Annotated in this window: 23 protein-coding genes; 3 read left to right on the top strand and 20 right to left on the bottom strand. The window is 62.6% G+C overall.

The window, feature by feature from the left end; genetic code table 11:
- Positions 1-36: 36 nt before the first annotated feature.
- From BLS75_RS11065 to BLS75_RS11040, 6 genes are read right to left on the bottom strand one after another with little or no spacing between them, the layout of a single operon-like run.
- Positions 37-1,434, bottom strand: a complete 1,398-nt coding sequence (locus tag BLS75_RS11065) for a sigma-54-dependent transcriptional regulator (RefSeq protein ID WP_072450847.1) — start codon at positions 1,432-1,434, stop codon at positions 37-39.
- On the bottom strand, positions 1,424-3,196 hold the full coding sequence (locus tag BLS75_RS11060; RefSeq protein ID WP_072450846.1) for a sensor histidine kinase: 1,773 nt from the start codon (positions 3,194-3,196) through the stop codon (positions 1,424-1,426). Before BLS75_RS11060 ends, BLS75_RS11065 begins: the two co-directional genes overlap by 11 nt.
- Positions 3,193-4,320 (bottom strand): GNAT family N-acetyltransferase, encoded by a 1,128-nt coding sequence (locus tag BLS75_RS11055; RefSeq protein ID WP_015636831.1) that lies wholly within the window; start codon positions 4,318-4,320, stop codon positions 3,193-3,195. Before BLS75_RS11055 ends, BLS75_RS11060 begins: the two co-directional genes overlap by 4 nt.
- Before the next feature lie 14 nt (positions 4,321-4,334).
- Positions 4,335-5,201, bottom strand: a complete 867-nt coding sequence (locus tag BLS75_RS11050) for an alpha/beta hydrolase (protein WP_041119697.1) — start codon at positions 5,199-5,201, stop codon at positions 4,335-4,337.
- The gene (locus BLS75_RS11045; RefSeq protein ID WP_011063138.1) at positions 5,198-6,592 is read right to left on the bottom strand and encodes an aspartate aminotransferase family protein; all 1,395 of its coding nucleotides are present in this window, start codon (positions 6,590-6,592) and stop codon (positions 5,198-5,200) included. The genes BLS75_RS11050 and BLS75_RS11045 overlap by 4 nt, the downstream gene beginning before the upstream one ends.
- A complete protein-coding gene (locus tag BLS75_RS11040; protein ID WP_072450845.1) occupies positions 6,585-7,280 on the bottom strand; it encodes an HAD-IB family phosphatase in 696 nt (231 codons plus the stop codon). The genes BLS75_RS11045 and BLS75_RS11040 overlap by 8 nt, the downstream gene beginning before the upstream one ends.
- 190 nt (positions 7,281-7,470) lie before the next feature.
- Here BLS75_RS11040 and BLS75_RS11035 point away from each other — a divergent pair, with 190 nt between their 5' ends.
- Together BLS75_RS11035 and BLS75_RS11030 are read left to right on the top strand one after the other, a co-directional pair.
- A complete protein-coding gene (locus BLS75_RS11035) occupies positions 7,471-8,280 on the top strand; it encodes a MipA/OmpV family protein (protein WP_083533698.1) in 810 nt (269 codons plus the stop codon).
- 102 nt (positions 8,281-8,382) lie between these two features.
- On the top strand, positions 8,383-9,249 hold the full coding sequence (locus tag BLS75_RS11030) for a fatty acid desaturase family protein (RefSeq protein WP_072450843.1): 867 nt from the start codon (positions 8,383-8,385) through the stop codon (positions 9,247-9,249).
- Between the two features lie 88 nt (positions 9,250-9,337).
- Here the strand turns inward: BLS75_RS11030 and BLS75_RS11025 are convergent, their stop codons facing one another.
- The 14 genes from BLS75_RS11025 to BLS75_RS10960 all read right to left on the bottom strand — a co-directional run bounded on the left by BLS75_RS11025 (position 9,338) and on the right by BLS75_RS10960 (position 23,668).
- Positions 9,338-9,739 carry a DMT family transporter gene (locus BLS75_RS11025; protein ID WP_011063134.1) on the bottom strand — a complete coding sequence of 134 codons (402 nt, stop codon included), beginning with the start codon at positions 9,737-9,739 and terminating at the stop codon, positions 9,338-9,340.
- A 31-nt stretch (positions 9,740-9,770) separates the two neighbouring features.
- Positions 9,771-10,145, bottom strand: a complete 375-nt coding sequence (locus BLS75_RS11020; protein ID WP_011063133.1) for a DMT family transporter — start codon at positions 10,143-10,145, stop codon at positions 9,771-9,773.
- On the bottom strand, positions 10,142-11,062 hold the full coding sequence (locus BLS75_RS11015; RefSeq protein WP_011063132.1) for an arginase family protein: 921 nt from the start codon (positions 11,060-11,062) through the stop codon (positions 10,142-10,144). Before BLS75_RS11015 ends, BLS75_RS11020 begins: the two co-directional genes overlap by 4 nt.
- A 177-nt stretch (positions 11,063-11,239) precedes the next feature.
- Positions 11,240-11,569, bottom strand: coding sequence for a GlpM family protein (locus BLS75_RS11010; RefSeq protein ID WP_169892259.1), 330 nt, complete (start codon positions 11,567-11,569; stop codon positions 11,240-11,242).
- A 27-nt stretch (positions 11,570-11,596) separates the two neighbouring features.
- On the bottom strand, positions 11,597-12,922 hold the full coding sequence (locus BLS75_RS11005) for a two-component response regulator AauR (RefSeq protein ID WP_011063130.1): 1,326 nt from the start codon (positions 12,920-12,922) through the stop codon (positions 11,597-11,599).
- Complete coding sequence (locus BLS75_RS11000; RefSeq protein WP_072450842.1) at positions 12,919-14,820, bottom strand: two-component sensor histidine kinase AauS; 1,902 nt, start codon at positions 14,818-14,820, stop codon at positions 12,919-12,921. The genes BLS75_RS11005 and BLS75_RS11000 overlap by 4 nt, the downstream gene beginning before the upstream one ends.
- Positions 14,821-14,953: 133 nt before the next feature.
- Positions 14,954-15,688: an amino acid ABC transporter ATP-binding protein gene (locus BLS75_RS10995; RefSeq protein WP_011063128.1), complete on the bottom strand. Its 735-nt coding sequence runs from the start codon at positions 15,686-15,688 to the stop codon at positions 14,954-14,956.
- Positions 15,685-16,356, bottom strand: a complete 672-nt coding sequence (locus BLS75_RS10990) for an amino acid ABC transporter permease (RefSeq protein WP_011063127.1) — start codon at positions 16,354-16,356, stop codon at positions 15,685-15,687. Before BLS75_RS10990 ends, BLS75_RS10995 begins: the two co-directional genes overlap by 4 nt.
- Positions 16,356-17,102: an amino acid ABC transporter permease gene (locus BLS75_RS10985; RefSeq protein WP_011063126.1), complete on the bottom strand. Its 747-nt coding sequence runs from the start codon at positions 17,100-17,102 to the stop codon at positions 16,356-16,358. Before BLS75_RS10985 ends, BLS75_RS10990 begins: the two co-directional genes overlap by 1 nt.
- 191 nt (positions 17,103-17,293) lie before the next feature.
- Positions 17,294-18,208, bottom strand: coding sequence for a glutamate/aspartate ABC transporter substrate-binding protein (locus tag BLS75_RS10980; RefSeq protein ID WP_011063125.1), 915 nt, complete (start codon positions 18,206-18,208; stop codon positions 17,294-17,296).
- Positions 18,209-18,572: 364 nt separating this feature from the next.
- Positions 18,573-20,111, bottom strand: a complete 1,539-nt coding sequence (gene glpD / locus BLS75_RS10975; RefSeq protein ID WP_072450841.1) for a glycerol-3-phosphate dehydrogenase — start codon at positions 20,109-20,111, stop codon at positions 18,573-18,575.
- A gap of 275 nt (positions 20,112-20,386) precedes the next feature.
- Positions 20,387-21,142 carry a DeoR/GlpR family transcriptional regulator gene (locus BLS75_RS10970; protein WP_011063123.1) on the bottom strand — a complete coding sequence of 252 codons (756 nt, stop codon included), beginning with the start codon at positions 21,140-21,142 and terminating at the stop codon, positions 20,387-20,389.
- Between the two features lie 95 nt (positions 21,143-21,237).
- Complete coding sequence (gene glpK / locus BLS75_RS10965) at positions 21,238-22,743, bottom strand: glycerol kinase GlpK (protein WP_019093252.1); 1,506 nt, start codon at positions 22,741-22,743, stop codon at positions 21,238-21,240.
- Between the two features lie 76 nt (positions 22,744-22,819).
- Positions 22,820-23,668, bottom strand: a complete 849-nt coding sequence (locus BLS75_RS10960; RefSeq protein ID WP_072450840.1) for an MIP/aquaporin family protein — start codon at positions 23,666-23,668, stop codon at positions 22,820-22,822.
- 371 nt (positions 23,669-24,039) lie between these two features.
- On the opposite strand from BLS75_RS10960, the gene ybaK reads away from it, so the two are divergent.
- Positions 24,040-24,510 (top strand): Cys-tRNA(Pro) deacylase, encoded by a 471-nt coding sequence (gene ybaK, locus BLS75_RS10955; protein ID WP_015636821.1) that lies wholly within the window; start codon positions 24,040-24,042, stop codon positions 24,508-24,510.
- Positions 24,511-24,576: the final 66 nt, after the last annotated feature.

The following is a 24,576-nucleotide window of genomic DNA, read 5'->3' as shown; positions in this document are numbered from 1 at the left end:
AGGAGCCGGCTTGCCGGCGAATGAAACGCCGCGGTTTCAGCGAACGATCTTGTCCACCTGGATGCCGAGTTTCTTCAGCCGGTACCAGAAGCTGCGCTCGGAAATGCCGATCAACTGCGCCGCTGCCGCCTGGACACCGTTGCTCTGCTGCAGGGCGGCGAGAATGTAGGCCTTTTCCACTTCCGCCAGGGCCGCTTCCAGGTCGCTGGGCACTTGCGGGCCGACACTGATGGCTGCACTGCTCTCTGTGCCCTGCGCCTGGGGGCCGAACAGATACCCCGGCAGGTCCTTTTCTTCGATGACCTGGCCGCTGGCGACGATGGTGGCCCGCTCCACGCAGTTCTGCAGTTCGCGGATATTCCCCGGCCAGGCGTAGCTGGCCATGGCCTGCAGGGCTTCGGGGCTGAAGCCGCTGATGCGCTTGCCGGCGGTGGCACCCAGGCTGTGGGCAAAGTGCCGGGCCAGCGGGGCGATGTCCTCGACCCGTTCGCGCAGTGCCGGCAAGGGGATCGGGAATACATTCAGGCGGTAGTACAGGTCTTCGCGAAATTCCTTGTTGGCCACCGCTTCCAGCAGGTTCTTGTTGGTGGCGGCGATCACCCGCACATCCACCTTGCGCTCCCGCGGATCGCCCACCGGCTCGATCACCCGCTCCTGCAGGGCACGCAGGATCTTGGCCTGCAGGGCCAGGGGCATGTCGCCGACTTCGTCGAGGAACAGGGTGCCCTTGTCGGCTTGCTGGAAACGCCCGACCCGGTCCGCCACGGCGCCGGTGAAGGCGCCCTTGCGGTGGCCGAACATCTCGCTTTCCAGCAGGCCCTCGGGAATGGCCGCGCAATTGACCGCGACAAAGGGTTTGTCGGCCCGGTTGCCGTGCTTGTGGATGGCCCGGGCGACCATTTCCTTGCCGGTGCCGCTTTCCCCGGTCAGGAGGATGGTGGCGTTGCTTTCGCGCACCGAATCCACGGCTTGCAGCACCCGACGGAAGGCCGGGCTGTCGCCCACCAGGCTGTCGATCTGTTGATGCTCTGCGAGCTCGGCGCGCATGCGCTGGTTGTCTTTGAGGATGTCGCGAAACTGCAGGGCCTTGCTGACGGTGATGTCCAGTTCGTCGATGTCGAAGGGCTTGGCGATGTAGTCGTAGGCGCCGTTGCGCATGGACTGCACGGCATTCTTCACCGTGCTGTAGGCGGTCATCACGATCACCGGCAACTGCGGGTAGCGCTGCTTGATTTCCCCCAGTAACTGCGGCCCGTCCATGCCGGGCATGCGCCAGTCGCTGATCACCAGGTCGATGTCTTCTTGCTCCAGCACCTTGAGCGCGTGCAGGCCGTTGCCTGCGGTGAATACCTGGATGCCGTTCTGGCTCAGGGCCGAGGACAGCAGGTCGCAGAGTTTGGGCTCGTCATCGACCACCAGCAGGTTATGCGTCATCACTGTCCTCGTCGTCTTCTTCACCGTTGGCCGGAATGTACAGGCTGAAGGTGGCGCCAGCATCTTTTTCGCTAGTGCACTCGATATGGCCGTCATGGCTTTCCATGATCGAGAAGACTTTAGCCAAACCCAGGCCGGTGCCCGAGGCCTTGGTGGTGACGAATGGGGTGAAGATGCGTTCCAGCATGTCCGGCTCGATGCCCTGGCCGGTGTCGCTGACGCTGATGATGGTTTCGTCTTCGCGCTGGGAAATCCCCAGGGTCAGGCGGCCGCCGTCGGGCATGGCGTCGATGGCGTTGAGAATCAGGTTGAGGCAGGCCTGCTTGAGTTGCCGGGCATCGGCGTGGAGGGTCGCGCCGGGGGCCTGGTCGTCGATCCGTGCGTCGATGTTGTGGGTGGCCAGTTCCGGGGTGCAGAAGCCCAGCAGTTCCTCCACCAGCGGGCGGGCCAGCTGGGTGGCGCGTATCGGCGCGCTGGGCTTGGCGAAATCGAGAAATTCGGTGATCAGGTCGTTGATCCGGCTGACCTCGCTGATCACGTATTCCAGGTGGCGCTTGTCGTTTTCCGGCAGGTTGGCCCGGCGGTGCAGCAACTGCGTGGCGGTCTTGATGATGCCCAGCGGGTTGCGGATCTCGTGGGCCAGGCCCATGGCCACTTCGCCCAGGGCATGCAGGCGGTCGCGGCGGCGCAACTGGGCTTCCAGGTGCTGCAGTTCCCCCAGGCGCTCGGTCATGTGGTTGAAGGTGCTGCTCAGCTCCGCCAGTTCGTCGCCGCCGATCACCGGCACCCGTTGGCGGTAGTCGCCGGCGATCACCGCCTGCACGCCCTTGGACAGGCCCCGCAGCGGTCGGGTCAGGCGCTGGGAAACCAGCCAGCCGACGCACAGCGAGGCTGCCGAGCTGAGCAGGAAGATCAGGATGAACAGGTTGCTCTGGTTGACCAGGCCCACCAGGCTGCTATGGCGCAGCAGGCCGCTGAAGATCACCCCCACCAGGTCGCCGCTGTCGTTGAAGATCGGCCGGTACAGGCCGCTGTAGCGGCTGGTGAACTGCTCGGTGGGCTGGCGGGTGGCGCGCAGGATGTCTTCGATCTTGTGCGGCACCTGGGGCGGGTGGTCCTCGAAGCGCTGGGTGGCGAAGATTTCCGAGAAGTCATCGGCCTTGGCCAGGTACAGGCGCAGATCCAGGGAATGCACGTCGGCCACGCTGGTGAGGAAGCTGGCGTCCAGGTAGGTGGCGATCAGCAACTGGTAGTCGACCCCGTCGAGCTGGGTCTGGAACGTCGAGACCACCGCCCCGGTGGCCACGCCGCCGACCTGGATGGTCTGCAGCACGGCATTGGAGGCGGTACTGATCTGCCCCACCACGTCATCGGCGGCAGTGGTGAACACCACCTTGTGATCGTTCTTGCGGATCAGCGCCACCACGTCGATGCCCATGGAATCGGCGATGTCGGCGGTGAGCTTGTCATGCTTGGCCGCATTGCGGTCCGTGGGCGGGCGCGTATAGCGCAGGAACAGCTGGGCGATCCGCGCGTTGTCATGGAGGATTTCGGTGATCTCGTCCTCGACGATCTTGGTGGACTCCTGCAGCCAGATCCGCACGTTGCTGTCGAAGATTTCCGACAGGGTAGTGGCCGCCAGTTCCGCGGCGATCATGGTGGGAATCACACTGACCAGCCAGAACGCCAGCACCAGCTTGCGTTGCAGGCTCCAGCGGGAAATGGCGAAGGGGCGAGGAGGGCGACGATCTTTTCTGGTCATGTACTTTCGCTTATTGCAGCAGCCATGGCGGGGTCGGAGCGATCCGGGCGGACAAAGCGTTTTATCAGTTTGAGCAGGGCATTGAGCAAGGGATTGCGATGCCGGAAAAACAGCATGTTACCGGTGAACTGGCAACCCAGGCGCAACTTGCTGGCATAACCGGCCTGGCCGCACTCGTACAGGGGAATGCGTTGCTGAATACAGTAGTCGACGTTGGCCAGCCAACTGCGGAAATACAGATTGTGCTCACGGGTGACACTGAGGTCGTGGGCAAAGAACTTGTCGATCAGCCGATGCTGGTCGATGAGCACCAGGTTGAAGGCCACCAGTTGCTCGTCGACCCAGTACAGGACGCAGGCCGCGCGTTCCCCCAACTGCTCGAGGATGCCGGTGAAGTAGCCTGCCGGCAGGCGTTCGAACTGCAGGTCGCTACGATTCAGGGTGGCCTCGTAGAGGCGCATGATGTCCGGCAGCACGTCGTCGATCTGGCGTCGCCATTCTATGCGTGGCGCCGGTGTCCGGAGTTTGCGGCGCAGGTCCTTGCGGGTGGATTTGCCCAGGGTGCCCAGGTAGGCGTCGATCGAGGCAAAGGGCACCGGCAGCAGCGCCGTGGGCAGGCTCGGCATGGCTTGCAGGCCCGCGGCCAGGCAACTGGCAGCCCATTGCCGGTCGTTGCTCGGCGCATCCTTGACCGCCATCAGGCCGATGCCGAAGCTGTCGGCATCGCGTCGCGCCAGTTGCAGCAACTGCTCCAGCAGCTCCTGGCGGCGTTGCGCAGGCACATGGCTGGCGGTGCCGGCATTGCACTGTTCGGCCACAGGCGAGCCTATGGCGTACAGGCGCAGCTCCAGGGCCCCGGGCCACTGGCGTGCCAGGCGTTCGGTGAAGCGCTTGGCCAGCCCGGAGACCGTGGTATCGAGCCGGTACTGGGTGGTGAAGGCCGGCGCCACTGCCACCAGGGTCGAACCCTCGTAGAGCGCCAGGTAGCGCCAGCGAAAATCGGCGATCGCGGCTTTCTCCACGGCCAGGTAATAGTCCCAATCCTCCAGGGCCCCTGGGAAACAGTCATTCCAGGCGCTGCGATCGATGGCCTGGATGGTTGAAAAGGCTTGGGCGGTTATCACGTCTCTTCCTTAAGTCAAGCCAGCTGTCGGTAGTCTTCGCGCACCGCAGGTGCCACCACTCGCTGCTGGATGAAATCTGCGCTCAGTTCGATCACCCGCTGGTACTGCAGGTCCACGGTGATCATGTGATAGCAGTTGTCGAGGAGGATCTTGGTCACCGGGCCGCCGAGCTTGCGCTCCACGTAGTCGGCGTTCCAGGTACTGGTGATGTCGTCTTCGCTGGAGTGCAGCACCAGGGCCGGGGTCAGGATCGACGGCATGCGTTTCTTGACCACGGCATTCATCCGGTGCAATTCGCGCACCGTCACGCCCTCCATGGTCAGGAGCCCGGCATTGCTGCTTTCACCGGCTTTCATCTGCTTCTCGACGATGGCCCGCAGGCGTTCGTTCTTGATGCCGTAGGGTGGCTTTTCCTCGAAGCGGCAGATGTGCACGCCAAAGGGGATCTTCATCAGCAATGGGGTGAGGAAGGCCAGCTTGTTGATGCTCCAGCCGTCGTACTTCAGGGTGGTGGAGTACATCAGCAGGCCGCTGATCCGTCCCGGATGCTCGGAGGCCAGGTACATGGACATCACCGCACCCATGGACAGGCCGCCGACGAACACCTGCTCGTGGCGCTGCTGTACATCGGCGAAGGTCTTGCGCACGCCCTCGTACCAGTCCTGCCAGCCGGTGGCCTGAAGGTCGCTGTTGTCCCCGCAGTGCCCGGGCAGGGTCGGTACGTACACCGTGCACGTACCGTCCTTGGCCAGGCCCTGGGCCACCCGACGGAGTTCCGTCGGGGTGCCGGTCAGGCCGTGGATCAACAAGACCCCGACCGGACCCGTGCCGAGAACGAAGCCGGCGCTGCCTTCGCCCAGATCGATCTCAGCCTTGCTCATCGCTTCATGGCCCGATCCAGCAGGCGATCCAGCAGTGCGATGCCCAGGTCGATTTCCGCATAGCTGATTTCCAGCGACGGGGCCAGGGTGATGACGTTCTTGTAGTAGCCGCCCACATCGAGGATCAGGCCCAGGCGCTGGCCGTTGATTTCGATGTCGCCCTTCATGCCTTCCTCGACCATGTAGTCCAGGGTCGCCTTGTCCGGGGTGAAGCCGTCGGTGGTGCAGATCTCGCAGCGCAGGGCTAGGCCCAGGCCGTCGACGTCGCCGATGATCGGGTAGCGCTTCTGCAGGTCCTGCAGGCCGGCCAGGAAGTACTTGCCCTTCTCCATGACCATCGCGCCGTAGTCGATCTCGCTGGTCATCTTGAACATTTCCAGGCCCACGGCGGTGCCCAGCGGGTTGGAGGCGAAGGTGGAGTGGGTCGAACCTGGCGGGAACACGCCCGGATTGATCAGCTCTTCACGGGCCCAGATGCCGCCCAGCGGGTTGAGGCCGTTGGTCAGCGCCTTGCCGAACACGATCACGTCCGGCTTGACGTCGAAGTGCTCGATCGACCACAGCTTGCCGGTGCGGTAGAAGCCCATCTGGATCTCGTCGACCACCATCAGGATGCCGTGCTGGTCGAGCACGTGCTTGAGCTCGCTGTAGAAGTTCATCGGCGGGATCACGTAGCCGCCGGTGCCCTGGATCGGCTCGACATAGAAGGCGGCATATTCGCTCTGGCCGACCTTCGGGTCCCAGACGCCGTTGTATTCGGTTTCGAACAGGCGGGCGAACTGCTGCACGCAGTGGCTGCCGTACTCTTCCTTGGTCATGCCTTTGGGGCCGCGGAAGTGGTACGGGAATGGAATGAACTGCGCACGCTCGCCGAAGTGGCCGTAGCGGCGGCGGTAGCGGTAGCTGGAGGTGATCGACGAAGCGCCCAGGGTACGGCCGTGGTAGCCGCCTTCGAAAGCGAACATCAGGCTCTTGCCGTTGGTGGCGTTACGCACCACTTTCAGCGAGTCCTCCACCGACTGCGAACCGCCGACGTTGAAGTGCACGCGGCCGTCGAGGCCGAACTTCTTCTTGGCGTCGACCGCGATCATTTCCGACAGCTCGATCTTGCCTTTGTGCAGGTATTGGCTGGCGATCTGCGGCAGGGTGTCGATCTGTTGCTTGAGGGCGTTGTTCAGGCGTGGGTTGGCGTAGCCGAAGTTCACCGCCGAGTACCACATCTGCAGGTCGAGGTAGGCCTGGTCGCTGGTGTCCCAGACGTAGGAGCCTTCGCAGCGGCTGAAGATGCGCGGTGGTTCGATGTAGTGAACGGTATCGCCGTAGGAGCAGTACTTGGCTTCTTTTTCCAGAAGGATCTGGTCTTCTGCGGTAGCGATGCGGATATCAGACATGGTGGAAGAGTTCCTGGGTTTCAAGAGAGAAATTGGTTGCGTTGGCGGCGTTGTTCGGCAGCTTGGCCAGCAGCGCTGGCAGTTCGGCGAAGGAGTCGAACCGCGCATGGGGAATCTTGTTGCGTTCGCAGTAGTCGGCCAGGCGATCCTTGGCGAACACGAAGTCGGCGGTGGAAGCCACGCACATGTCCGACTGGCCGTCGCCGATCACCAGCACGCGCTTGCCCCGCGGGGTGGATTTGCACTTGCAGTTGCCGGAAGCGGCGCGGCAGGCGTCGCTGGCGTAGGGGAAGTCGATGCGCCAGCTGTTGTGGTCGACCTGGCGCAGGCGGTTGGCGAGGATCGGCAGCAGGGTCACGTAGTTGCGTGCCAGGATGCGGGCGATGCCCTGCTCGATGCCGTCGCTGACCACTTCGATGGAAGCGCCCAGGCCGATCACGTGATCGACGAAGTCGGGGAAGTCGGGGTCGATTTCGACACTGTCGAAGTAGCCCAGCAGTTCGGTGGGCGAAGCCTTGACCAGGGCCAGTTGGCGGCTGAGGCATTCTCGGGAGCCGATGTGACCGTCCAGCCATTCCTGCTCTATGCCTTCCCAGCTGGGGTCGGCGAAGCGTTGGAGAACGTTATCGATCACGTCGGCGCGGGAGATGGTCCCGTCGAAGTCACATACGATATGCCAGTGCATCATCTGCTGTTACCTGTTGAATAAGAGCGCTCTTTGCGCTTGTGGCAGGGGTAGAGCAGGGACTGTGCCAAGTGGCGAAAACCCAGCGGGGCTGGGGCCTTGGCGAGGAAGGAGAGGGATTTGTAGAGTTCTGGCTACAATTTTTGTAGGTCCCTACAAAGAACATCAGTGCTTGCGCCCAAGGGCCGCTCTGATGATTGATGCGCGCATGTTCAGACAAGGAAACTCATTCATGCCCAGGCTTTCTTCCCCCGCCTTACTGGCCGGCCTGCTCTCCCTGACCCTCGCCAGTGGCGCCATGGCCGACTCCGGCATCACCGGTGAACTGGGCCTGGGCCTGGGCTATCAACCCCATGACCCCACAGGCAGCAGCTACGACACCGTACCGCTGCCGTACATGGACCTGGATTGGGGGGATGTCAGCCTGAACGGTGATGATGGCCTGACCTGGGATGCCTTCAAGAGCAACGGCTTGAGCATCGGCCCCTACATCAATTACCTGCAGGGGCGTAATTCCGACGGCGCGCTGCGCGGCCTGCGGGACGTTCGCGACATGGCCGATATCGGCGCCTTCATCGAGTACGCCCCCGAAGACTTCTGGCGGCTGTTCGCCGCCGTGGGCCAGGCGGTGGGCGGGGCCGGGGGCCAGGGTGGGGTGCTGGGCAAGGTCGGGGGTGAAATCGGCTACCCGCTGGGCCTGGGCATCATTGGCAGCAACAACCTGACCCTGCACTTCGCCGATGGCCGCCAGAGCCAGACCTTCTTCGGCGTCGACGCCAAGGAGTCCCTCGCCTCCGGCATTGGCCAGTACAACGCCAGCGGTGGCGTGCAGAACTTCACCCTGAGCCAGAATTTCCACTTCCCCCTGGGGGACAACTGGGCGCTGGTGGCCAGTGCCAGCTGGACGCGCCTGGTCAATTCCGCCGCCGACAGCACCATCGTCCGCGACAAGGGCGAGGTCAACCAGGGGCAGGTGCAGACCGCCATCAGCTACAAGTTCTGAGGAGCGCCGCCCAGGCCTGAGCACGGCCTGGGGCGGCTACAGCAAAAACTGGTCTGGCCTTTGCAATGGTCGCCATGAATTCAATTTCTCAGGAAGTTCTTCATGGCTCGACCTGCCTATCGTCTACTCGCCTATTCCCTCTGGGACCTGATCCCGATTGCCATGGCCCTGGCGCATTTCGCCTTTGTGCTGTGGTTGGTGCTGGATTTCCACGCCCTGTCCTGGTGGGTCATCCTGCCGGCGGCGCTGCTCTACGCAGTCAGCCTGTCGTGGAGCATCAACAGCATTTCCCATAACCAGATCCACAACGCCTATTTCACCCCCGGGTGGATGAACCGTGCCTTCGACCTGCTGCTGTCGGTGACCATAGGTTTTTCCCAGACCCTGTACCGCGACATCCACAACCGCCACCACCGGGGCAACTCCGACCTGCCGGACGCCAATGGCAAGACCGTCGACCCGCTCTCCATCTACCTGTATGGCAAGGATGGCCAGCCGGACAACCCCTGGGCCTACACCTTCCTGAGCTTTTTCCGCGACGACCCCAAGGAGATCTACCAGGAAATGCAGCGCAAGCGGCCTGACGATGCCCGTTGGGTAAAGGTGGAAATCGGCGTCACAGTGGCCTTCTACCTGGCTCTGGCGCTGTATGACTGGCACGCGGTGCTAGTGCTGCTGCCGTTCTGGTACCTGGGGCAGTCACTGTCGTCGCTCAATGGCTACTACGAGCACCTGGGAGGCAACCCGGACCTGCCGATCGCCTGGGGCGTGAGCTCCTACAGCCCGCTGTACAACCTGATCTGGATGAACAACGGCTACCACGCCGAGCATCACTACCGGCCGAAGATGCACTGGACCAAGGTCAAGGCTTTCCACCGCGAGATCCGCGAGCAGCAACGGGCTGCCGGGGTGAAAGTGATTCCGGTGTCCCACGGCCTGGGATTCCTGGTTGCCCACCGCAAGGCCTAGACCCCGTTGCTGTAGGAGCTGGCTTGCCAGCGAAGGGGCCGGCAAGCCGGCTCCTGCACAACATCCCTTCGCTGTAGCAAAGAGGCCCTCAGGCCTCTTCACCCTCCGCCAAGAGGGCAATCCCGCCGATGATCACAAAGACGCCGACCCAATGCAGCAGGCTGATCTGCTCGCCCAGGCCCAGCCACGAGCCCAGCAGCACCACCACGAATACCAGGGAGCTCAAGGGGAAGGCCAGGGACAGGCTGCTGCGCCGCAGGATCAGCATCCACACGAAAAACGCGCCGATATAGCAGGCAATCGCCATCAGCACCCCGGGGTTGACCGCGACCGCCGCCAGCCATTGCAGGTTGAAATCCATCTGGCCCAGCTGGTCGCCGCCAACCTTGGTGGCGATCTGCCCGGCGCTTTCGAAACCGATCAGCAGGGCCCAGAGCACGATGGTGCCCAGGCGTTCGTGCAGCCAGCCGTGGGAGGTATTGGAACTCATCAAACGCTTCCTTCTATTCGTTGAACAAGGCTCAGGTGCTGGCCACGCACACCAGCATCACCCCGGCGGTGATCACCAGGGTGCCGAGCCAGCGACGGCGGCTGACGGTCTCGCCCAGCACCACCTTGCCCGCCAGTACCACGCCGCAATAGGCCAGGGCCGCCGCGGGGAACAGCAGGCTCAGGGGCGCCCGGGACAGGGCTTCGAGCCAGACGAAGAACTCGATGGCGTAGGCGCCGATGCCGCACCACAGCAAGGGTGCGTTGAACACCTGGCCCCAAAAAGCGTTCAGGCGAAAACCGCCTTCCAGCTCTGGCAGGCGGTCCAGGCCGAGCTTGAAACAGAGTTGGCCGACCACGTCCAGGACAATGGAAAAGGCCACCAGCAGAACAACGGTCAGGGTCACGGGAACAGCTCCTCGAACAGCGAGATCAGGGCTTCATTGGTCACCGAGTTGCGCAGCAGGTCGTCCTGGCTCCAGCGCTCGGCCGGAGGCTGGTCGGACTTGGCTTCCCAGCGTTTGAAGGCGTTGCTGAAGGCCGGCTGGGCGAACTCGCCGCAGACGTCGATGCCCAGGATCCGCTTGCGCGCGGCCAGGGTGCGCAGGGCCTGCAGCAGGTGGGTCAGGCGCATGCCGCCCTGGTCCCAGTTGGTGGCGGCGTCTTCGCTGGCCAGCACATCCTTGTCGATGGTGATCCAGATCGCCTCGGTGGGCAGGCTGTCGATCATCTGTTCGAGAAAGGCCTGCCAGTCCAGTTCCGCCAGGTTGCGCCAATGCAGGTGGTTTTCCTGCTGCTGGTGCCCGGCGCCGTCGCCGACCCGCCCCCAGACCTTGGACGGCGCGTGCTGCCAGGGGAACAGCTGCAGCTTGCCGTGCTTGAGCGCGGCGACATTGCCGCCGCGCAGTTGTGGGTTGTGCAGGTCTTCGCTGCAGGGGCCGAGGGTGACGATGCGCTGGATGTGCGGCAGTTTCAGCGCCCGGTTGACCCAGGAGCCGCAATGCCGGCGCGGAGCCAGGCGTACCCAGTCCGGGTGGTTGTCGAAGTGGATCAGGCTCACCGGCTCTTGCAGGTCGCCGAGAAAGGCCGGGGTCAGGTGGTGATAGTCACCGGAGCCGACAAAGAAGATTTCCGGCTGCGGGCCGCTGTGGCGAGGCCGCTGGCGCAGGCGTTCGGTGAAGTGACGGTAGGTGCGCTCGGTGGACCACAGGCGCAGCTTGGGGCCCAGGTCCAACAGGTCGAGACGCCGCGCCTGGCCGCTGTTCAGGCGTCGGATGATCGGCTCCTGGGCGGTCAGGCTGTGGTCGAGATCTAAGATATTCAAAGTGTTCTTTACCCATGGCAGCGCCCTCCAGAAAACTGCGTGATCAGGCTGAAACGCAGGCTGGGCGGGCTTTGCCGGGTAAATGCAAGGGTCGGGCCAGGGTCGTTGCCGGGTTGCCGGCGAAAGACCGCGGCGCAGGCTTGGCGAACAAGCTCGCTCCTACGGGAATGGCAGGGCTCAGGCGTGCAGGCGCACCCAGACGCTGACCAGGATCGTCGCGGCGATCAGCCAGGCCACGGCGGCTACCGCCAGGGAAGCTTCCAGGCGCAGGCGATCGACCATCACATACAGCGTCGCCAGGTAGACGAAGTAGGGAATGATCGACCACATGCCGAACAGGATGGTGGTCTTCAGGTCATCGAGGGAGCGGCCCTTGCCGACGATGTAGTGGGCGATCAGGGCAAAGGTCGGGAACAGCGGCACCAGGCCGGCGATGTAGTAGTTCCGGGTCTTGGCCAGGGCCGCCAGAATCACCACCACCGCCGCGCCCAGGGCGGCCTTCAACAATAGATCCATGGTTACTCGCGCCTTGGGTTAGTGGCTCAGGCCGTACTTCTTGACCTTGTCGAACAGGGTGGTCTTGGCCATGCCCAGCTCCTGGCTGGCCTGGGTCAGGTTGCCGCCGCTGCGCTGCAAGGCATCGTTGAGCAGGTTGCGCTCGAAGGCTTCCACCGCCTCGGCAAAGCCCAGGCCCTGGGCGACACTGCTGCCGGGCTTCTTGAAGGCCGGCAGGCCGAGGGCAAAGCGTTCGGCGACGTTGCGCAACTCGCGCACGTTGCCCGGCCAGTCGTGGCTCATGAGGGTCGACAGGGTCTGGTTGTCCAGCTCCGGCACCGCGCGGTCAAAGCGCAGGGACGACTGCTGCAGGAAATGCTCGAACAACTGCAGGATGTCTTCGCGGCGTTCGCGCAGGGGCGGCAGTTCCAGGGTCACCACGTTGAGGCGGTAGTACAGGTCGCTGCGAAACTCCTTGGCCCGGCTCATTTCGTCCAGGTCCGACTTGGTGGCGGCGATCACCCGGCAATCCACGGCCACGCTCTGGTTGGAACCGAGGCGCTCCAGGGTACGCTCCTGCAACACGCGCAAGAGCTTGATCTGCAGGTTGATCGGCATGCTTTCCACTTCGTCGAGGAACAGCGTGCCCTGGTGGGCGTGCTCGATCTTGCCGATGCGCCGTTTGCCGGCGCCGGTGAAGGCGTTGGCCTCGTGGCCGAAGATCTCGCTTTCGAAGAGGTTCTCGGGCAGGCCGCCGCAGTTCAGGGCGACGAACTGCTGCTGGTGGCGCCGGCTGAAGTCGTGCAGGCAACGGGCGACCAGTTCCTTGCCGGTGCCGGTCTCGCCTTCGATCAGCACGTTGGCCGAGGTATCGGCAACGTTGGCGATCAGCTCCCGCAGGTTCTGCATGGCCGGCGAGCGGCCGATGATCCGCCCTTCCAGGGAACTGCGTTCGGCCAGCTGGCGGCGCAGCGAGGTCACTTCCCGGGCCAGGCCCCGTTGCTCCAGGGCGCGGCGGGCCACATCCACCAGGCGCTCGGGGGAGAAGGGTTTTTCCATGAAGTCGTAGGCGCCTTTCTGCATGGCGCCCACGGCCATGGAAATATCGCCGTGGCCAGTGATCAGCACCACCGGCAGGCTGCGGTCCCGGGCCTTGAGGCGGTTCAGCAGTTCCAGGCCATCGATGCCCGGCAGGCGAATATCGCTGACCACGATGCCGGGAAAGTTTTCACCGACCTGGGCCAGGGCTTCTTCGGCGCTGCCTACACCGATGCAGGGAATGTCTTCCAGGGCCAGGGCCTGTTGGCAACCCAGCAGGACATGGGGGTCGTCTTCGACGATCAGCACGGTCAGCTCGTTGTTCATATCGGCTCGGCTCGAGTGGGGCTTGCCAGGGGCAAGCTGAGGACAAAGGCGGTGCCGCCGCTTGCCGGGTGTTCCACCCCCAGGCTGCCGCCGGTGGCGGCGGCGAGGCTGGCGGACAGGGTCAGGCCGAGGCCCAGGCCCTGCTCGCCGGGTTTGGTGGTGAAGAAGGGTTCGAACAGGTGCTTGCGCGCTTCAAGATCGATGCCGTGGCCGTTGTCGCGCACCCGCAGGCGGTACTTGCCCTCGCTGAATTCGCCCTCCAGCCACAGTTGCGGCGCCGGTTGGGCCTGCATGGCATCCAGGGCATTGCCGATCAGGTTGACCAGGATCTGCTCCAGGCGGGTCTGGTCGATCTGCAGGGTCTGCTCGGTGAAGTCGCGGTGCAGTTGCAGGGGCAGGGGTTCGAGGCGCGCATTGAGCACTTGCAGGGCTGCGTCAACGGCCTTGTCCAGGCTGGCCTGGCCTTGGTCGTCGCCACGGCGGGCGAAGGAGCGCAGGCTGGCGGTGATGCGGCCCATGCGGTCGATCAGTTCATTGATGGTCTTGAGGTTGGCGCTGGCGGTGTCCAGGGCGCCGCGTTCGAGGAAGCGCACGGTGTTGCCGGACAAGGTACGCAAGGCCGCCAGGGGCTGGTTCAGCTCGTGGGCGATGCTGGTGGACATCTGGCCGATGGCCGCCAGCTTGCCGGCCTGGACCAGTTCGTCCTGGGCGCGGCGCAGGGTTTCCTCGGCCTGGCGGCGTTCGCGGATCTGGCCCTTGAGCCGTTCGTTGCTGGCCCGCAGGTCGGCGGTGCGTTCGGTGATCCGCCGTTCCAGCTGGCTGTTGGCTTCCTGCAGTGCTTCACGGGCGGCCAGGCGAGTGGCGATGACCTTGCGCCGTTCGTTCCAGGCGATCAGCAGAAAGGCCACCAGGGCAAAGGCCACCGCCACCAGGATGCCCTGGTTGATGGCTTCGCGGCGCAGGTCCTGCAACGGGGTGAGCAGGGTGAAGTTCCAGGGGGTATCGCTCAGGGGCCGGGTCTGGGACAGGTAGCTGATGGCTTTCTCGTCGGACACCAGCTCGGTGTTGGCCGGAAAGGTCAGCTTTTCCACGCCTTCGGCCAGGCGTTCCCGGGCCAGGGGTTCCAGTTCGTTGAGGGGGAACCAGTAGTATTGCAGGCTGCGTGCCAGGCGTTCCTTGGTGTCGTCGCTGAGTGGGCGGACCGACTTGAGGCGGCGCGCCGGGTCGCTGGACAGGATGATGATGCCGTTCTCGTCGCTGACGAAGGCTTCCAGGCGGGCACGCTGCCAGCGTTCCTCCAGGGCCTCCAGGCGTACCTTGACCACCGCCACGCCGATGATCTTGCCTTGTTCTTCCAGGCCATGGGCCAGGTAGTAGCCAGGTTCGCCGTTGGTGCTGCCGATGCCGTAGAAGCGCCCGGGCTGGCCGCGCACGGCGTTCTGGTAATAGGCCCGGAACGACAGGTCTTCGCCCAGGTAGCTGTCGACGTCACGCCAGTTGCTGGTGGCCACCACCCGGCCCGTGGTGTCCATGACATAGATGGCCCGGCTGCGGCTGCGGCGGTTCAGGCCTTCGAGGTATTGATTGACGGTTTGCCGGTGTTCCGGCGAAGGATCGCCCAGCAGCTGGGAAACACTGGATTCCAGTTCCAGCAGGCTCGGCAGATAGGTGTACTTGCTGATCTCACTTTCTACGGCGCGGGCATGCAGCTCCAGCTGGCGCTGGCCATTTTCGCCAAGGGTGCGGATGCCGTTGTGCTCGCTGATCCAGAATCCGACGTAGCCCAGGCCGATCATCAGCAGGATGACCAGGGGCGGCAGGAACAGATGTCGGATCAGGCGGGGTTTCACGGCGAGTGATGGCGGCGCGGCGCGATAGAGAGTGGGGTCGCATTTCATCACAGATGCCTTGGGTCAACCACTGCGCAGTGTCTGTAGGAGCCGGCTTGCCGGCGACCAGGGCGGCACTGACGATAGGGGAGTCAGATACCGTCCCGTCGCAGGCAAGCCGGCGCCTACAGGAACGCGGGTTTTAGTGCTGCAGGATCTTCTCGAGGAAGTGCTGCGCACGTTCGGAGCGGGCGCTGATATCGCCGAAGAACTCTTCTTTCTGGCAGTCCTCGATGATCTGGCCCTTGTCCATGAAGATCACCCGGTTCGCCACTTTGCGGGCAAAGCCCATTTCGTGGGTCACGCACATCATGGTCATGCCTTCATGGGCCAGTTGCACCATGACGTCCAGCACTTCGTTGACCATTTCCGGGTCCAGGGCCGAGGTCGGTTCGTCGAACAGCATGACGATCGGGTCCATGGCCAGGGCGCGGGCGATGGCCACACGTTGTTGCTGGCCACCGGAGAGTTGCCCCGGGTGCTTGTGGGCGTGGGCGGCGAGGCCGACGCGGTCCAGCAGTTGCAGGCCTTTCTTGGTGGCCTCTTCCTTGCTGCGGCCCAGCACCTTGATCTGCGCGATGGTCAGGTTCTCGGTGATGGTCAGGTGCGGGAACAGCTCGAAATGCTGGAACACCATGCCCACGCGGGAACGCAGTTTCGGCAGGTTGGTCTTGGGGTCGGCGATGGAAGTGCCGTCCACCACGATGTCGCCTTTCTGGAAGGGTTCCAGGGCGTTGACGCACTTGATCAGGGTCGACTTGCCGGAGCCGGACGGCCCGCAGACCACCACCACTTCACCTTTCTTGACCTCGGTGCTGCAATCGGTCAGCACCTGGAAGTCCCCATACCACTTGTTGATGTTCTTGATAGAGATCATACGGCGAACCTTTTTTGCAGACGCTTGACCAGCAGCGAGGCGGCAAAGCTGATTGTGAAATAGACCAGACCAGCGATGATCAGGAATTCATTGGAGCGGCCGATGATGTCGCCGCTGGACCGCGAGGCGTTGAGGAAATCCACCAGGCCCACGGTGTACACCAGGGAGGTGTCCTGGAACAGGATGATGCTCTGCTGCAGCAGCAGCGGGGTCATCTTGCGGAACGCCTGGGGCAGGATGATCAGGCGCATGGTCTGGCCATAGCTCATGCCCAGTGCCTGGGCGGCGCCCATCTGGCCCTTGGGGATCGACTGCACGCCGGCACGGACGATTTCGCAGAAGTACGCCGCTTCGAACATCATGAAGGCCACGATGCACGAGGTGAATGCGCCGATCGGGGTGTCTTCGCCGGTGATCCAGCGCAGCACGAAAGGCACCGCCAGGTAGAACCAGGTGATCACCAGCAGCAGCGGGATCGAGCGGAAGTAGTTGACGTAGGCACCCGCCAGGTTCGACAGCAGCTTGTTGTGAGACAAGCGCATCAAGGCCAGCAAGGTGCCGAGGATGATCCCGCCGACCACACCCATGACCATCAGCTTGAGGGTCATCAGCATGCCGTTCCACAGGCCGGGAATGGCCGGGATGATGCCCGAGAAGTCGAATTCCATTATTTACCTCCCACGGAGATCAGGCCGGGGACCGAAACTTTCTTCTCCACCAGGCGCATCAGCAGCATCAGGCTCATGTTCAGGGTGAAGTAGATCAGGGTAGCCAGGGTGAAGGCTTCGAACAGGTTGGCCGAGAACTCGGCGGTCTGCTTGGTCTGGGCCAGCAATTCCATCAAGCCGATCAGCGACGCCACGGAGGAGTTCTTGAATACGTTGAGGAATTCCGAGGTGAGCGGCGGAATGATGATCCGGTAGGCCTGGGGCAGCAACACGTTCCAGTAGATCTGCGGCAGCGAGAAGCCCATGGCGCGTGCGGCGGATTCCTGGCCACGGGGCAGGGCCTGGATACCGGTACGTACCTGTTCGCAAACCCGTGCGGCGGTGAACAGGCCCAGGCACACGACAACGCTCAGGTAGGCCGAGGTGGTCGGGTTGAGGTCCTGCTTGTACCACTCCTGGAGGTTCTCCGGCAGCAGGTCCGGCACCAGGAAGTACCAGATGAACAGCTGCACCAGCAGCGGCACGTTGCGGAAGATCTCCACGTACACGGTGGCGATGCCCGACACCAGGCGGTTCGGCACGGTGCGCATGACGCCCAGGATCGAGCCCAGCAGCAGCGCGATGATCCAGGCCACCACGGCGATGGCGATGGTCCAGCCCAGGCCGGAGATGAACCAGTCGAGATAGGTCTCGCTGCCCACGCCGGTGGACTTGAAGAACACGCCCCAGTCCCAGTTGTAATTCATTAGGGTTACCCCTCAGATCGTTCGATGTACAAGCACCCGCCTGGGGACGTCCGTTCCCGCCTGATCATGACGATCAGGCACACACGATCGGCTCGACAACCACCGGTTCGAGTGTTTCCAAAAAATGCCAGCAGGTAGTGACAGACTCCTGAAAGGGCAGGGCCCCTTCAGGAGATAAGGTTAGTCAGGAATCAGGACTTTTTGTCGTCAGCCGCTTTGTCGGTCGGGTTGGCGATCAGGGCCTTGAGCTCGTCGCTCATCGGGAACATCAGGTTCAGGCCTTTTGGCGGGATCGGCGACTGGAACCACTTGTCGTAGATCTTGTTGATTTCGCCCGATTTGTAGGTGGCGACGATGGCGTCATCCACGGCTTTCTTGAACGGAGCATCGCCCTTGCGCACCATGCAGCCGTAGATTTCGTAGGACTGAGGGGTACCGGTCACGGCCCAGTCGGTCGGTTTCTTGGCCTTGGCCATTTCACCGGCCAGCAGTGCGTCGTCCATCATGAAGGCTACGGCGCGGCCCGATTCCAGCATCTGGAACGACTCACCGTGGTCCTTGGCGGAGATCACGTTCATGCCCATCTGCTTGTCGGCGTTCATGGCCTTGAGGATGCGCTCGGAAGTGGTACCGGCGGTGGTTACCACGTTCTTGCCTTTCAGGTCCGCGAAGTCCTTGTAGGAAGAGTCCTTCTTGGACAGCAGACGGGTGCCGATCTCGAAGATGCCAACGGAGAAGTCGACTTGTTGCTGACGCTCGACGTTGTTGGTGGTGGAGCCGCACTCGACGTCCACGGTGCCGTTCTGCACCAGCGGGATACGGGTCTGGGAGGTGACCAGGTTGTACTTGACCTTCAGGTCAGGCATGTCGAGGTCTTTCTTGATCGCTTCGACGATTTTCAGCTGGATGTCGTGGGAGTAACCCACTGGCACGCCGGAAGCGTCAGCGATGTAGGAAAACGGAATGGAAGCGTCGCGATGTCCGAGGGTGATGGTGCCGGACTCTTTGATTTTCTTCAGTGTGCCGGTGAGCTCGGCAGCGAAAACTGGAGTGCTAATCAGAGCGGCAGCGATAGCTGCGCCCAACAGATGGGGAACGATGCGCATCAATATTTCCTCGACATTTGTTTTTTTTATGAAGCCAGTTCGACGGCTCTTTTATACAGCGAATGCCTTGACGGCTCCTGTTGTGTTGGCACGACAGGCATTCGTCGCACAGTGTAGAGCATGAGTCGTGCCAGACCCATTGATCATCGTCAAACCCTTGATTTTCAAGCCTATAGAATATTTATGACCTGGGGATTTCAGCGGCTGTATCCGGTTATCCGAACCCCTGTGGCTTTGCCATTCGGAAAACCGAACGTGCCCCTGCCATTGTAGGAGCCGGCTTGCCGGCGAAACGTTCAATCCTGCGGGCCCACAAAAAAGCCCCTGGACCTTCCGGCGCAGGGGCTTTGCTTGCCTATGTGGCTCAGGCAGCCTTGATCTTGCCGCGATTGTGCTCGACTTTCTGCAGATAATCCTGCAGTTGCTGCTGCTGCGCCTCGGTGGTGAACAGCCCGAGCTTGCTCCGGCGCCAGAGAATGTCCTGGGCTTTCACTGCCCATTCCTCGCTGCACAGGTAATCCACTTCGCGGGTATAGAGGCCGCCGCCCAGGTGTTCGCCCAGGTCGCTGAGGCTGTGCACGCCTTCCAGCAGGCGCCAGGTACGGCTGCCGTAGCTGGTGGCCCAGCGCTGGGCGATCTGGCTGGGTACCCAGTCGAACTTCTTGCGGATGGCTTCTGCCAGCGCCTGTGGCGTGCTCATGTTCTCGCCACCGGGCAGGGTGGCCTGGGCTGTCCAGCTCGGCTTGGCCTGCTTGAAGTACGGCGCCAGCTGCGCCATCGCCGATTCCGCCAGTTTGCGGTAGGTGGTCAGCTTGCCGCCGAACACCGACAGCAGGGGGGGCTCCTCGCCATGGCCGGAAAGGGCCAGGGTGTAGTCGCGGGTGACGGCCGAAGGGTTGTCGGATTCGTCATTGCACAGCGGGCGAACGCCGGAATAGCTGTGCAGGATATCGCTGCGGCTCAGCTGTTTCTTGAAGTGCGCATTGACCACTTGCAGCAGGTAATCGGTTTCACCTTCAGTGATCGCCACCTTGGCCGGGTCACCGGTGTATTCGCGGTCGGTGGTACCGATCAGGGTGAACTGGTTGAGGTAGGGAATGGTGAAGACGATGCGCTGGTCCTCGTTCTGCAGGATGTGCGCGTGCTCGCCCTCGTACAGCTTGGGTACGATCAGGTGGCTGCCCTGGATCAGGCGGATACCGTACGGCGACTCCAGCTTGAGGTCGTCCTTGATGAACTTGGCGACCCAGGGGCCCGCGGCGTTCACCAGGGCCTTGGCGCTGATGGAGAACAGGCTGCCATCGGCGCGCTCCAGCTCCAGTTGCCACAGGCCCTTGCTGCGGCGGGCGCTGATGCAGCGGGTCTGGGTATGAACGTGGGCGCCGTGTTCGCGGGCGGCCATGGCATTGAGCACCACCAGGCGCGCATCGTCGACCCAGCAATCGGAGTATTCGAAGCCCTTGGTGATCTCGGCTTTCAGGGCGCTGTCGGCACCGAACTTCAGGCTGCGCGAGCCGGCGAGTTTTTCCCGCTTGCCCAGGTGGTCATACAGGAACAGGCCGGCGCGAATCATCCAGGCCGGGCGCAGGTGTGGCCGGTGCGGCAGGACGAAACGCATGGGCTTGACGATATGCGGGGCCTTGGCCAGCAGCACTTCACGTTCGGCCAGGGCTTCGCGCACCAGGCGGAACTCGTAATGTTCGAGGTAGCGCAGGCCGCCGTGGATCAGCTTGCTGCTGGCCGAGGAGGTATGGCTGGCCAGGTCGTCCTTTTCGCAAAGGAACACGGACAGGCCGCGACCTGCCGCATCGGCGGCAATTCCAACACCATTGATCCCACCGCCAATGACGGCGATATCGTAAACCTCGGAAAGAGGGCGCGCGGGCAAGGTAGAAGTGGGCATCGACAGGCCTCGTGTTACTTTGATATTTGAATTCGAACATTAATGTTCATTTTCGAAAATACTAGCGCATAAAGATGCACGCATCCAGCGTGCTTCGATTGAAAAAACTGATCGAAGCAGCGCTAAAGGAAAGTTTTCGAACATTGTCGACGGGTAACTGTAGCCGCTGCTGTTGCCTTGGGCTGGATGGCGGGATCGGCCGCGGCGATTTCGAAAGCGATGAAGCGTCGAGGCTCGTCGTTCGAGCGCGGCCGGATCCGCAGAAGGGAGAGCAGTCAGACCACTTCGAGGCGGATCTTGTGCTGGTTGAGCAGTTGGGTCAGGGCCGGTACCGGTTGCTGGTCGGTGACCAGGCAATCGATCAGGCTGATGGGCCCCAGGCGGATCATGGCGTTGCGCCCGAACTTGCTGGAGTCGGCAGCCAGGATCACCTGCCGGGCATTGGCGATGATCGCCTGGGATACCCGCACTTCCTGGTAGTCGAAGTCCAGCAGGCTGCCGTCCTCGTCGATGCCACTGATGCCCACCAGGGCGAAGTCGACCTTGAACTGGTTGATGAAGTCGACACTGGCCTGGCCCACCACGCCGCCGTCACGGCGCACATTGCCGCCGGTGAGCAGCACGTCGAAATCATCCTTGGCACTGAGCATCGAGGCCACGTGCAGGTTGTTGGTGATGATCTTCAGGTGGCTGTGATTGAGCAGGGCCCGGGCGATGGATTCGGTGGTGGTGCCGATATTGATGAACAGCGAGGCGTGATCGGGGATCTGCGCGGCAACGGCTTCGCCGATACGCTGCTTTTCGTCGCGCATCTGGTCGGCGCGCATGGCGTAGGCGGTGTTTTCTACGCTGGAGTCATAGGCTGCGCCACCGTGGTAGCGGCGCAGCAGATTGGCTTCCGCCAGCTGGTTGATATCGCGGCGGATGGTTTGCGGGGTTACGACGAACAGCTGGGCCAATTCCTCGATGCTGACGTAGCCGCGTTCGCGAACCAGATCGAGGATTTGCTGCTGACGGGGAGGCAGATTCATGGGGCTTCCTTTGGGCTGCCGTGCAAAATTTGCCCATGATGCCGCAGGAATCCCCTCCCTACCAGTTACAAGCGGTTACCAATCCACGGCTTGGCTTATTTGGCCTCGTCGTGGGGTTCCCAGTCGCGGGTGCGGCTGACGGCCTTCTTCCAGCCTGCGTACAGGCCTTCTTTTTCCGCTTCCGCCAGTTGTGGTTCGAACTCGCGCTCGATCACCGCCTTGCCTCGCAGTTCTTCCAGGCTGCCCCAGAAACCGCAGGCCAGGCCCGCCAGGTAGGCAGCGCCCAGGGCGGTGGTTTCACGCATTTGCGGGCGTTCCACCTGGGTGCCGAGGATGTCGGCCTGGAACTGCATGAGGAAGTTGTTGGCCACGGCGCCGCCGTCCACCCGCAGGGCTTTGAGGCGTTCGCCGGAGTCCTGCTGCATGGCGTCGAGCACGTCGCGGGTCTGGTAGGCGATGGACTCCAGGGCGGCACGGATGATGTGGTCCACGCGCACGCCGCGGGTCAGGCCGAACAGCGCGCCACGGGCATAGGGGTCCCAGTAGGGAGCACCCAGGCCGGTGAAGGCCGGCACCAGATACACGCCGTTGCTGTCCTTGACCTTGCCGGCGAAGTATTCGGTGTCGTGGGCGTCGTTGATGATCTTCAGTTCATCACGCAGCCACTGCACGGTGGAACCACCGTTGAATACTGCACCTTCCAGGGCGTAGGCCACTTCGCCACGGGGGCCGCAGGCGATAGTGGTGAGCATGCCGTGCTGGGATTTAACCGCCTTGTCGCCGGTGTTCATCAGCAGGAAGCAGCCGGTGCCGTAGGTGTTCTTGGCCTGGCCCGGCTCGACGCACATCTGGCCGAACAGCGCGGCCTGCTGGTCGCCGGCGATACCGCCAATGGCGATGCCGCTCTTGGTGCGGCCATATATTTCCGACGAGGACTTCACTTCCGGGAGCATTTCCCGCGGGATGTCCAGCACCTCCAGCATCTTCGCGTCCCACTCCAGGGTGTGGATGTTGAAGAGCATGGTGCGTGAGGCGTTGGTGTAGTCGGTGACGTGGGTCTTGCCGCCGGTGAATTTCCAGATCAGCCAGCTGTCGATGGTGCCGAACAGCAGCTCGCCGTTGCGCGCACGCTCGCGGCTGCCTTCGACGTTGTCGAGGATCCACTTGAGCTTGGTGCCGGAGAAGTAGGGGTCGGTCACCAGGCCGGTGGTTTCGCGGATGTAGTCTTCCAGGCCGTCGCGCTTGAGCTGCTGGCAGATCTCGGTGCTACGGCGGCACTGCCAGACGATGGCGTTGTAGATCGGCCGGCCGGTGTTCTTGTCCCAGACCACAGTGGTTTCACGCTGGTTGGTGATACCGATGGCGGCCACCTGGTCGTGATGCAGGCCGGCTTGTGCCAGGGCCTCGACCATCACCGCGCTCTGGGTGGCGAAGATTTCCATCGGGTCATGTTCGACCCAGCCGGCCTGAGGGTAATGCTGGGCGAATTCGCGCTGGGCGGTGCAGACCACGTTGGCGTCGCGATCGAAAATGATCGCCCGGGAACTGGTCGTACCCTGATCGAGGGCAATGATGTAGTTCTTATTCTGAATGTCGGTCATGTCGATTGCCTTGGACGAAATAAGGGAGTGAGAACAGGCGCGCGATCGATTTGGGCAGGATCACGCGCCACTGGATTCAGGAAGCTTTGACTTTGCCTTCGGTGACCTGTTCGGCCTCCAGGGCGACAGCAGCGCTGGGCAAATGGCGGGCAATCAAGCCGCGATAGGCCGCAGCACCCAGGCAGGCGCCGAGGATCGGAGCGAAGATTGGCACCAGGAAATACGGAATATCACGGCCGCCGGTGAAGGAAATTTCACCCCAGCCGGTCACGAACGTCATCAGTTTAGGCCCGAAGTCCCGCGCTGGGTTCATCGCAAACCCGGTCAGCGGGCCCATGGCACTGCCGATCACGGCAATCAGCAGGCCGATCAGCAGCGGAGCCATCGGGCCGCGCGGCAGGCCATTGTTGTCATCGGTCAGGGACATGATCACTCCCATCAGGATGGCGGTGATCACCAGCTCCACAAGGAACGCCTGGGCAGTGGACAGCGCCGGGTTGGGGAAGGTGGAGAACACCGAGGCCAGTTCCAGGCTGGCCTGGGAACCACGGACCATCTGGTGGGTTTGTTCGAAATCGAAGAACAGGTTGCTGTACAGCGTGTAAACCAACAGCGCCGCGCAGAAGGCGCCAGCGATCTGGGCGAGGATGTAGAACGGCAGTTTGCGCTTTTCAAAATCGGCGAACAGGCACAGGGCGATGCTCACGGCCGGGTTCAGGTGCGCGCCGGAAACTCCGGCGGTCAGGTAGATCGCCATGCTCACGCCGATCCCCCAGATGATGCTGATTTCCCATAGGCCGAAGCTGGCCCCCGCGACCTTGAGCGCGGCGACACAACCGGTGCCGAAGAAGATCAACAGCGCAGTACCCAGAAACTCGGCGATGCATTGGCCCGATAGCGACGGTTGTTGCAGAGCAGTTGTCATGTGAACCTCGATTTTTGTTGTTGTCTGGCGCTGCTGCAAAAGGCATGGAGCGCGACTTTAAACGAAGGCGGAATCCCCATTCCGACCTCGCCTTGCTACTGGGTACAACCTTGGATCTACCGCATGATATTCAGAAACGAAAAAATATAGACAAGAAACACCGCTGTCAAAGGTCGAAAGTGAACGGATGGTCATTTTATAGATATCAATCAAATGAATGATTCCGGGGCATAGTCGCGGGAACGACAGGCATGGTTGCTTTCGTAGGCACACGTGCCGGTTATCAAGGCTTGGAATAGAGCCTTTTACTGGTGAATGACCTAAAATTCGCGCGCTTGGTTTTGCCTTTTCATTCCTCGCCTGGAGCTGCCATGACCCCTGCACTGGACCTGCTGAAAAAAGTTCGCGCCGAACATCGCATCCACAGTTACGAACATGACCCTAAGGCCGCCTCCTATGGCCTGGAGGCCGCGGAGAAGCTTGATCTTGATCCTGCGCAGGTGTTCAAGACCTTGCTTGCCAGCAGTGAAAAGGGTGAGCTGCTGGTGGCGGTGGTGCCGGTCGTCGGAAGTCTTGACCTGAAGGCCCTGGCTCACGCAGCGGGCGTGAAGAAGGCTGAAATGGCCGACCCGGCTGCCGCCCAGCGCGCCACGGGGTACCTGCTGGGAGGCATCAGCCCGCTGGGGCAGAAGAAGCGCCTGCGGACCTTCATTGATAACAGTGCGCAGCCGTTCGCCAGCATCTTTGTCAGCGCCGGGCGCCGTGGCCTGGAAGTCGAGCTGGCGCCGACGGTGCTGGCCGAGCATACCCAGGCCAGGTTCGCTGATATCGGTCGTCCTTGAGTCGCAGCGGCTGCGGCCAGGGTCGCTGCTGTATGCAGGAAAATCCCGTCTTCTGTGTCTGTCGCC

The organism is Pseudomonas sp. NFPP12 (assembly GCF_900103205.1).
GTDB classification, from domain to species: domain Bacteria; phylum Pseudomonadota; class Gammaproteobacteria; order Pseudomonadales; family Pseudomonadaceae; genus Aquipseudomonas; species Aquipseudomonas protegens.
This window is presented reverse-complemented; position numbering and strand designations above follow the sequence as displayed.

Coding starts and splice junctions, on each gene's coding strand:
- BLS75_RS11065 (WP_072450847.1), bottom strand. CDS start 1,434: ATGACGCATAACCTGCTGGTGGTCGATGACGAGCCCAAACTCTGCGAC.
- BLS75_RS11060 (WP_072450846.1), bottom strand. CDS start 3,196: ATGACCAGAAAAGATCGTCGCCCTCCTCGCCCCTTCGCCATTTCCCGC.
- BLS75_RS11050 (WP_041119697.1), bottom strand. CDS start 5,201: ATGAGCAAGGCTGAGATCGATCTGGGCGAAGGCAGCGCCGGCTTCGTT.
- BLS75_RS11045 (WP_011063138.1), bottom strand. CDS start 6,592: ATGTCTGATATCCGCATCGCTACCGCAGAAGACCAGATCCTTCTGGAA.
- BLS75_RS11040 (WP_072450845.1), bottom strand. CDS start 7,280: ATGATGCACTGGCATATCGTATGTGACTTCGACGGGACCATCTCCCGC.
- BLS75_RS11035 (WP_083533698.1), top strand. CDS start 7,471: ATGATTGATGCGCGCATGTTCAGACAAGGAAACTCATTCATGCCCAGG.
- BLS75_RS11030 (WP_072450843.1), top strand. CDS start 8,383: ATGGCTCGACCTGCCTATCGTCTACTCGCCTATTCCCTCTGGGACCTG.
- BLS75_RS11025 (WP_011063134.1), bottom strand. CDS start 9,739: ATGAGTTCCAATACCTCCCACGGCTGGCTGCACGAACGCCTGGGCACC.
- BLS75_RS11005 (WP_011063130.1), bottom strand. CDS start 12,922: ATGAACAACGAGCTGACCGTGCTGATCGTCGAAGACGACCCCCATGTC.
- BLS75_RS11000 (WP_072450842.1), bottom strand. CDS start 14,820: ATGAAATGCGACCCCACTCTCTATCGCGCCGCGCCGCCATCACTCGCC.
- BLS75_RS10995 (WP_011063128.1), bottom strand. CDS start 15,688: ATGATCTCTATCAAGAACATCAACAAGTGGTATGGGGACTTCCAGGTG.
- BLS75_RS10990 (WP_011063127.1), bottom strand. CDS start 16,356: ATGGAATTCGACTTCTCGGGCATCATCCCGGCCATTCCCGGCCTGTGG.
- BLS75_RS10985 (WP_011063126.1), bottom strand. CDS start 17,102: ATGAATTACAACTGGGACTGGGGCGTGTTCTTCAAGTCCACCGGCGTG.
- BLS75_RS10980 (WP_011063125.1), bottom strand. CDS start 18,208: ATGCGCATCGTTCCCCATCTGTTGGGCGCAGCTATCGCTGCCGCTCTG.
- glpD (WP_072450841.1), bottom strand. CDS start 20,111: ATGCCCACTTCTACCTTGCCCGCGCGCCCTCTTTCCGAGGTTTACGAT.
- BLS75_RS10970 (WP_011063123.1), bottom strand. CDS start 21,142: ATGAATCTGCCTCCCCGTCAGCAGCAAATCCTCGATCTGGTTCGCGAA.
- glpK (WP_019093252.1), bottom strand. CDS start 22,743: ATGACCGACATTCAGAATAAGAACTACATCATTGCCCTCGATCAGGGT.
- BLS75_RS10960 (WP_072450840.1), bottom strand. CDS start 23,668: ATGACAACTGCTCTGCAACAACCGTCGCTATCGGGCCAATGCATCGCC.
- ybaK (WP_015636821.1), top strand. CDS start 24,040: ATGACCCCTGCACTGGACCTGCTGAAAAAAGTTCGCGCCGAACATCGC.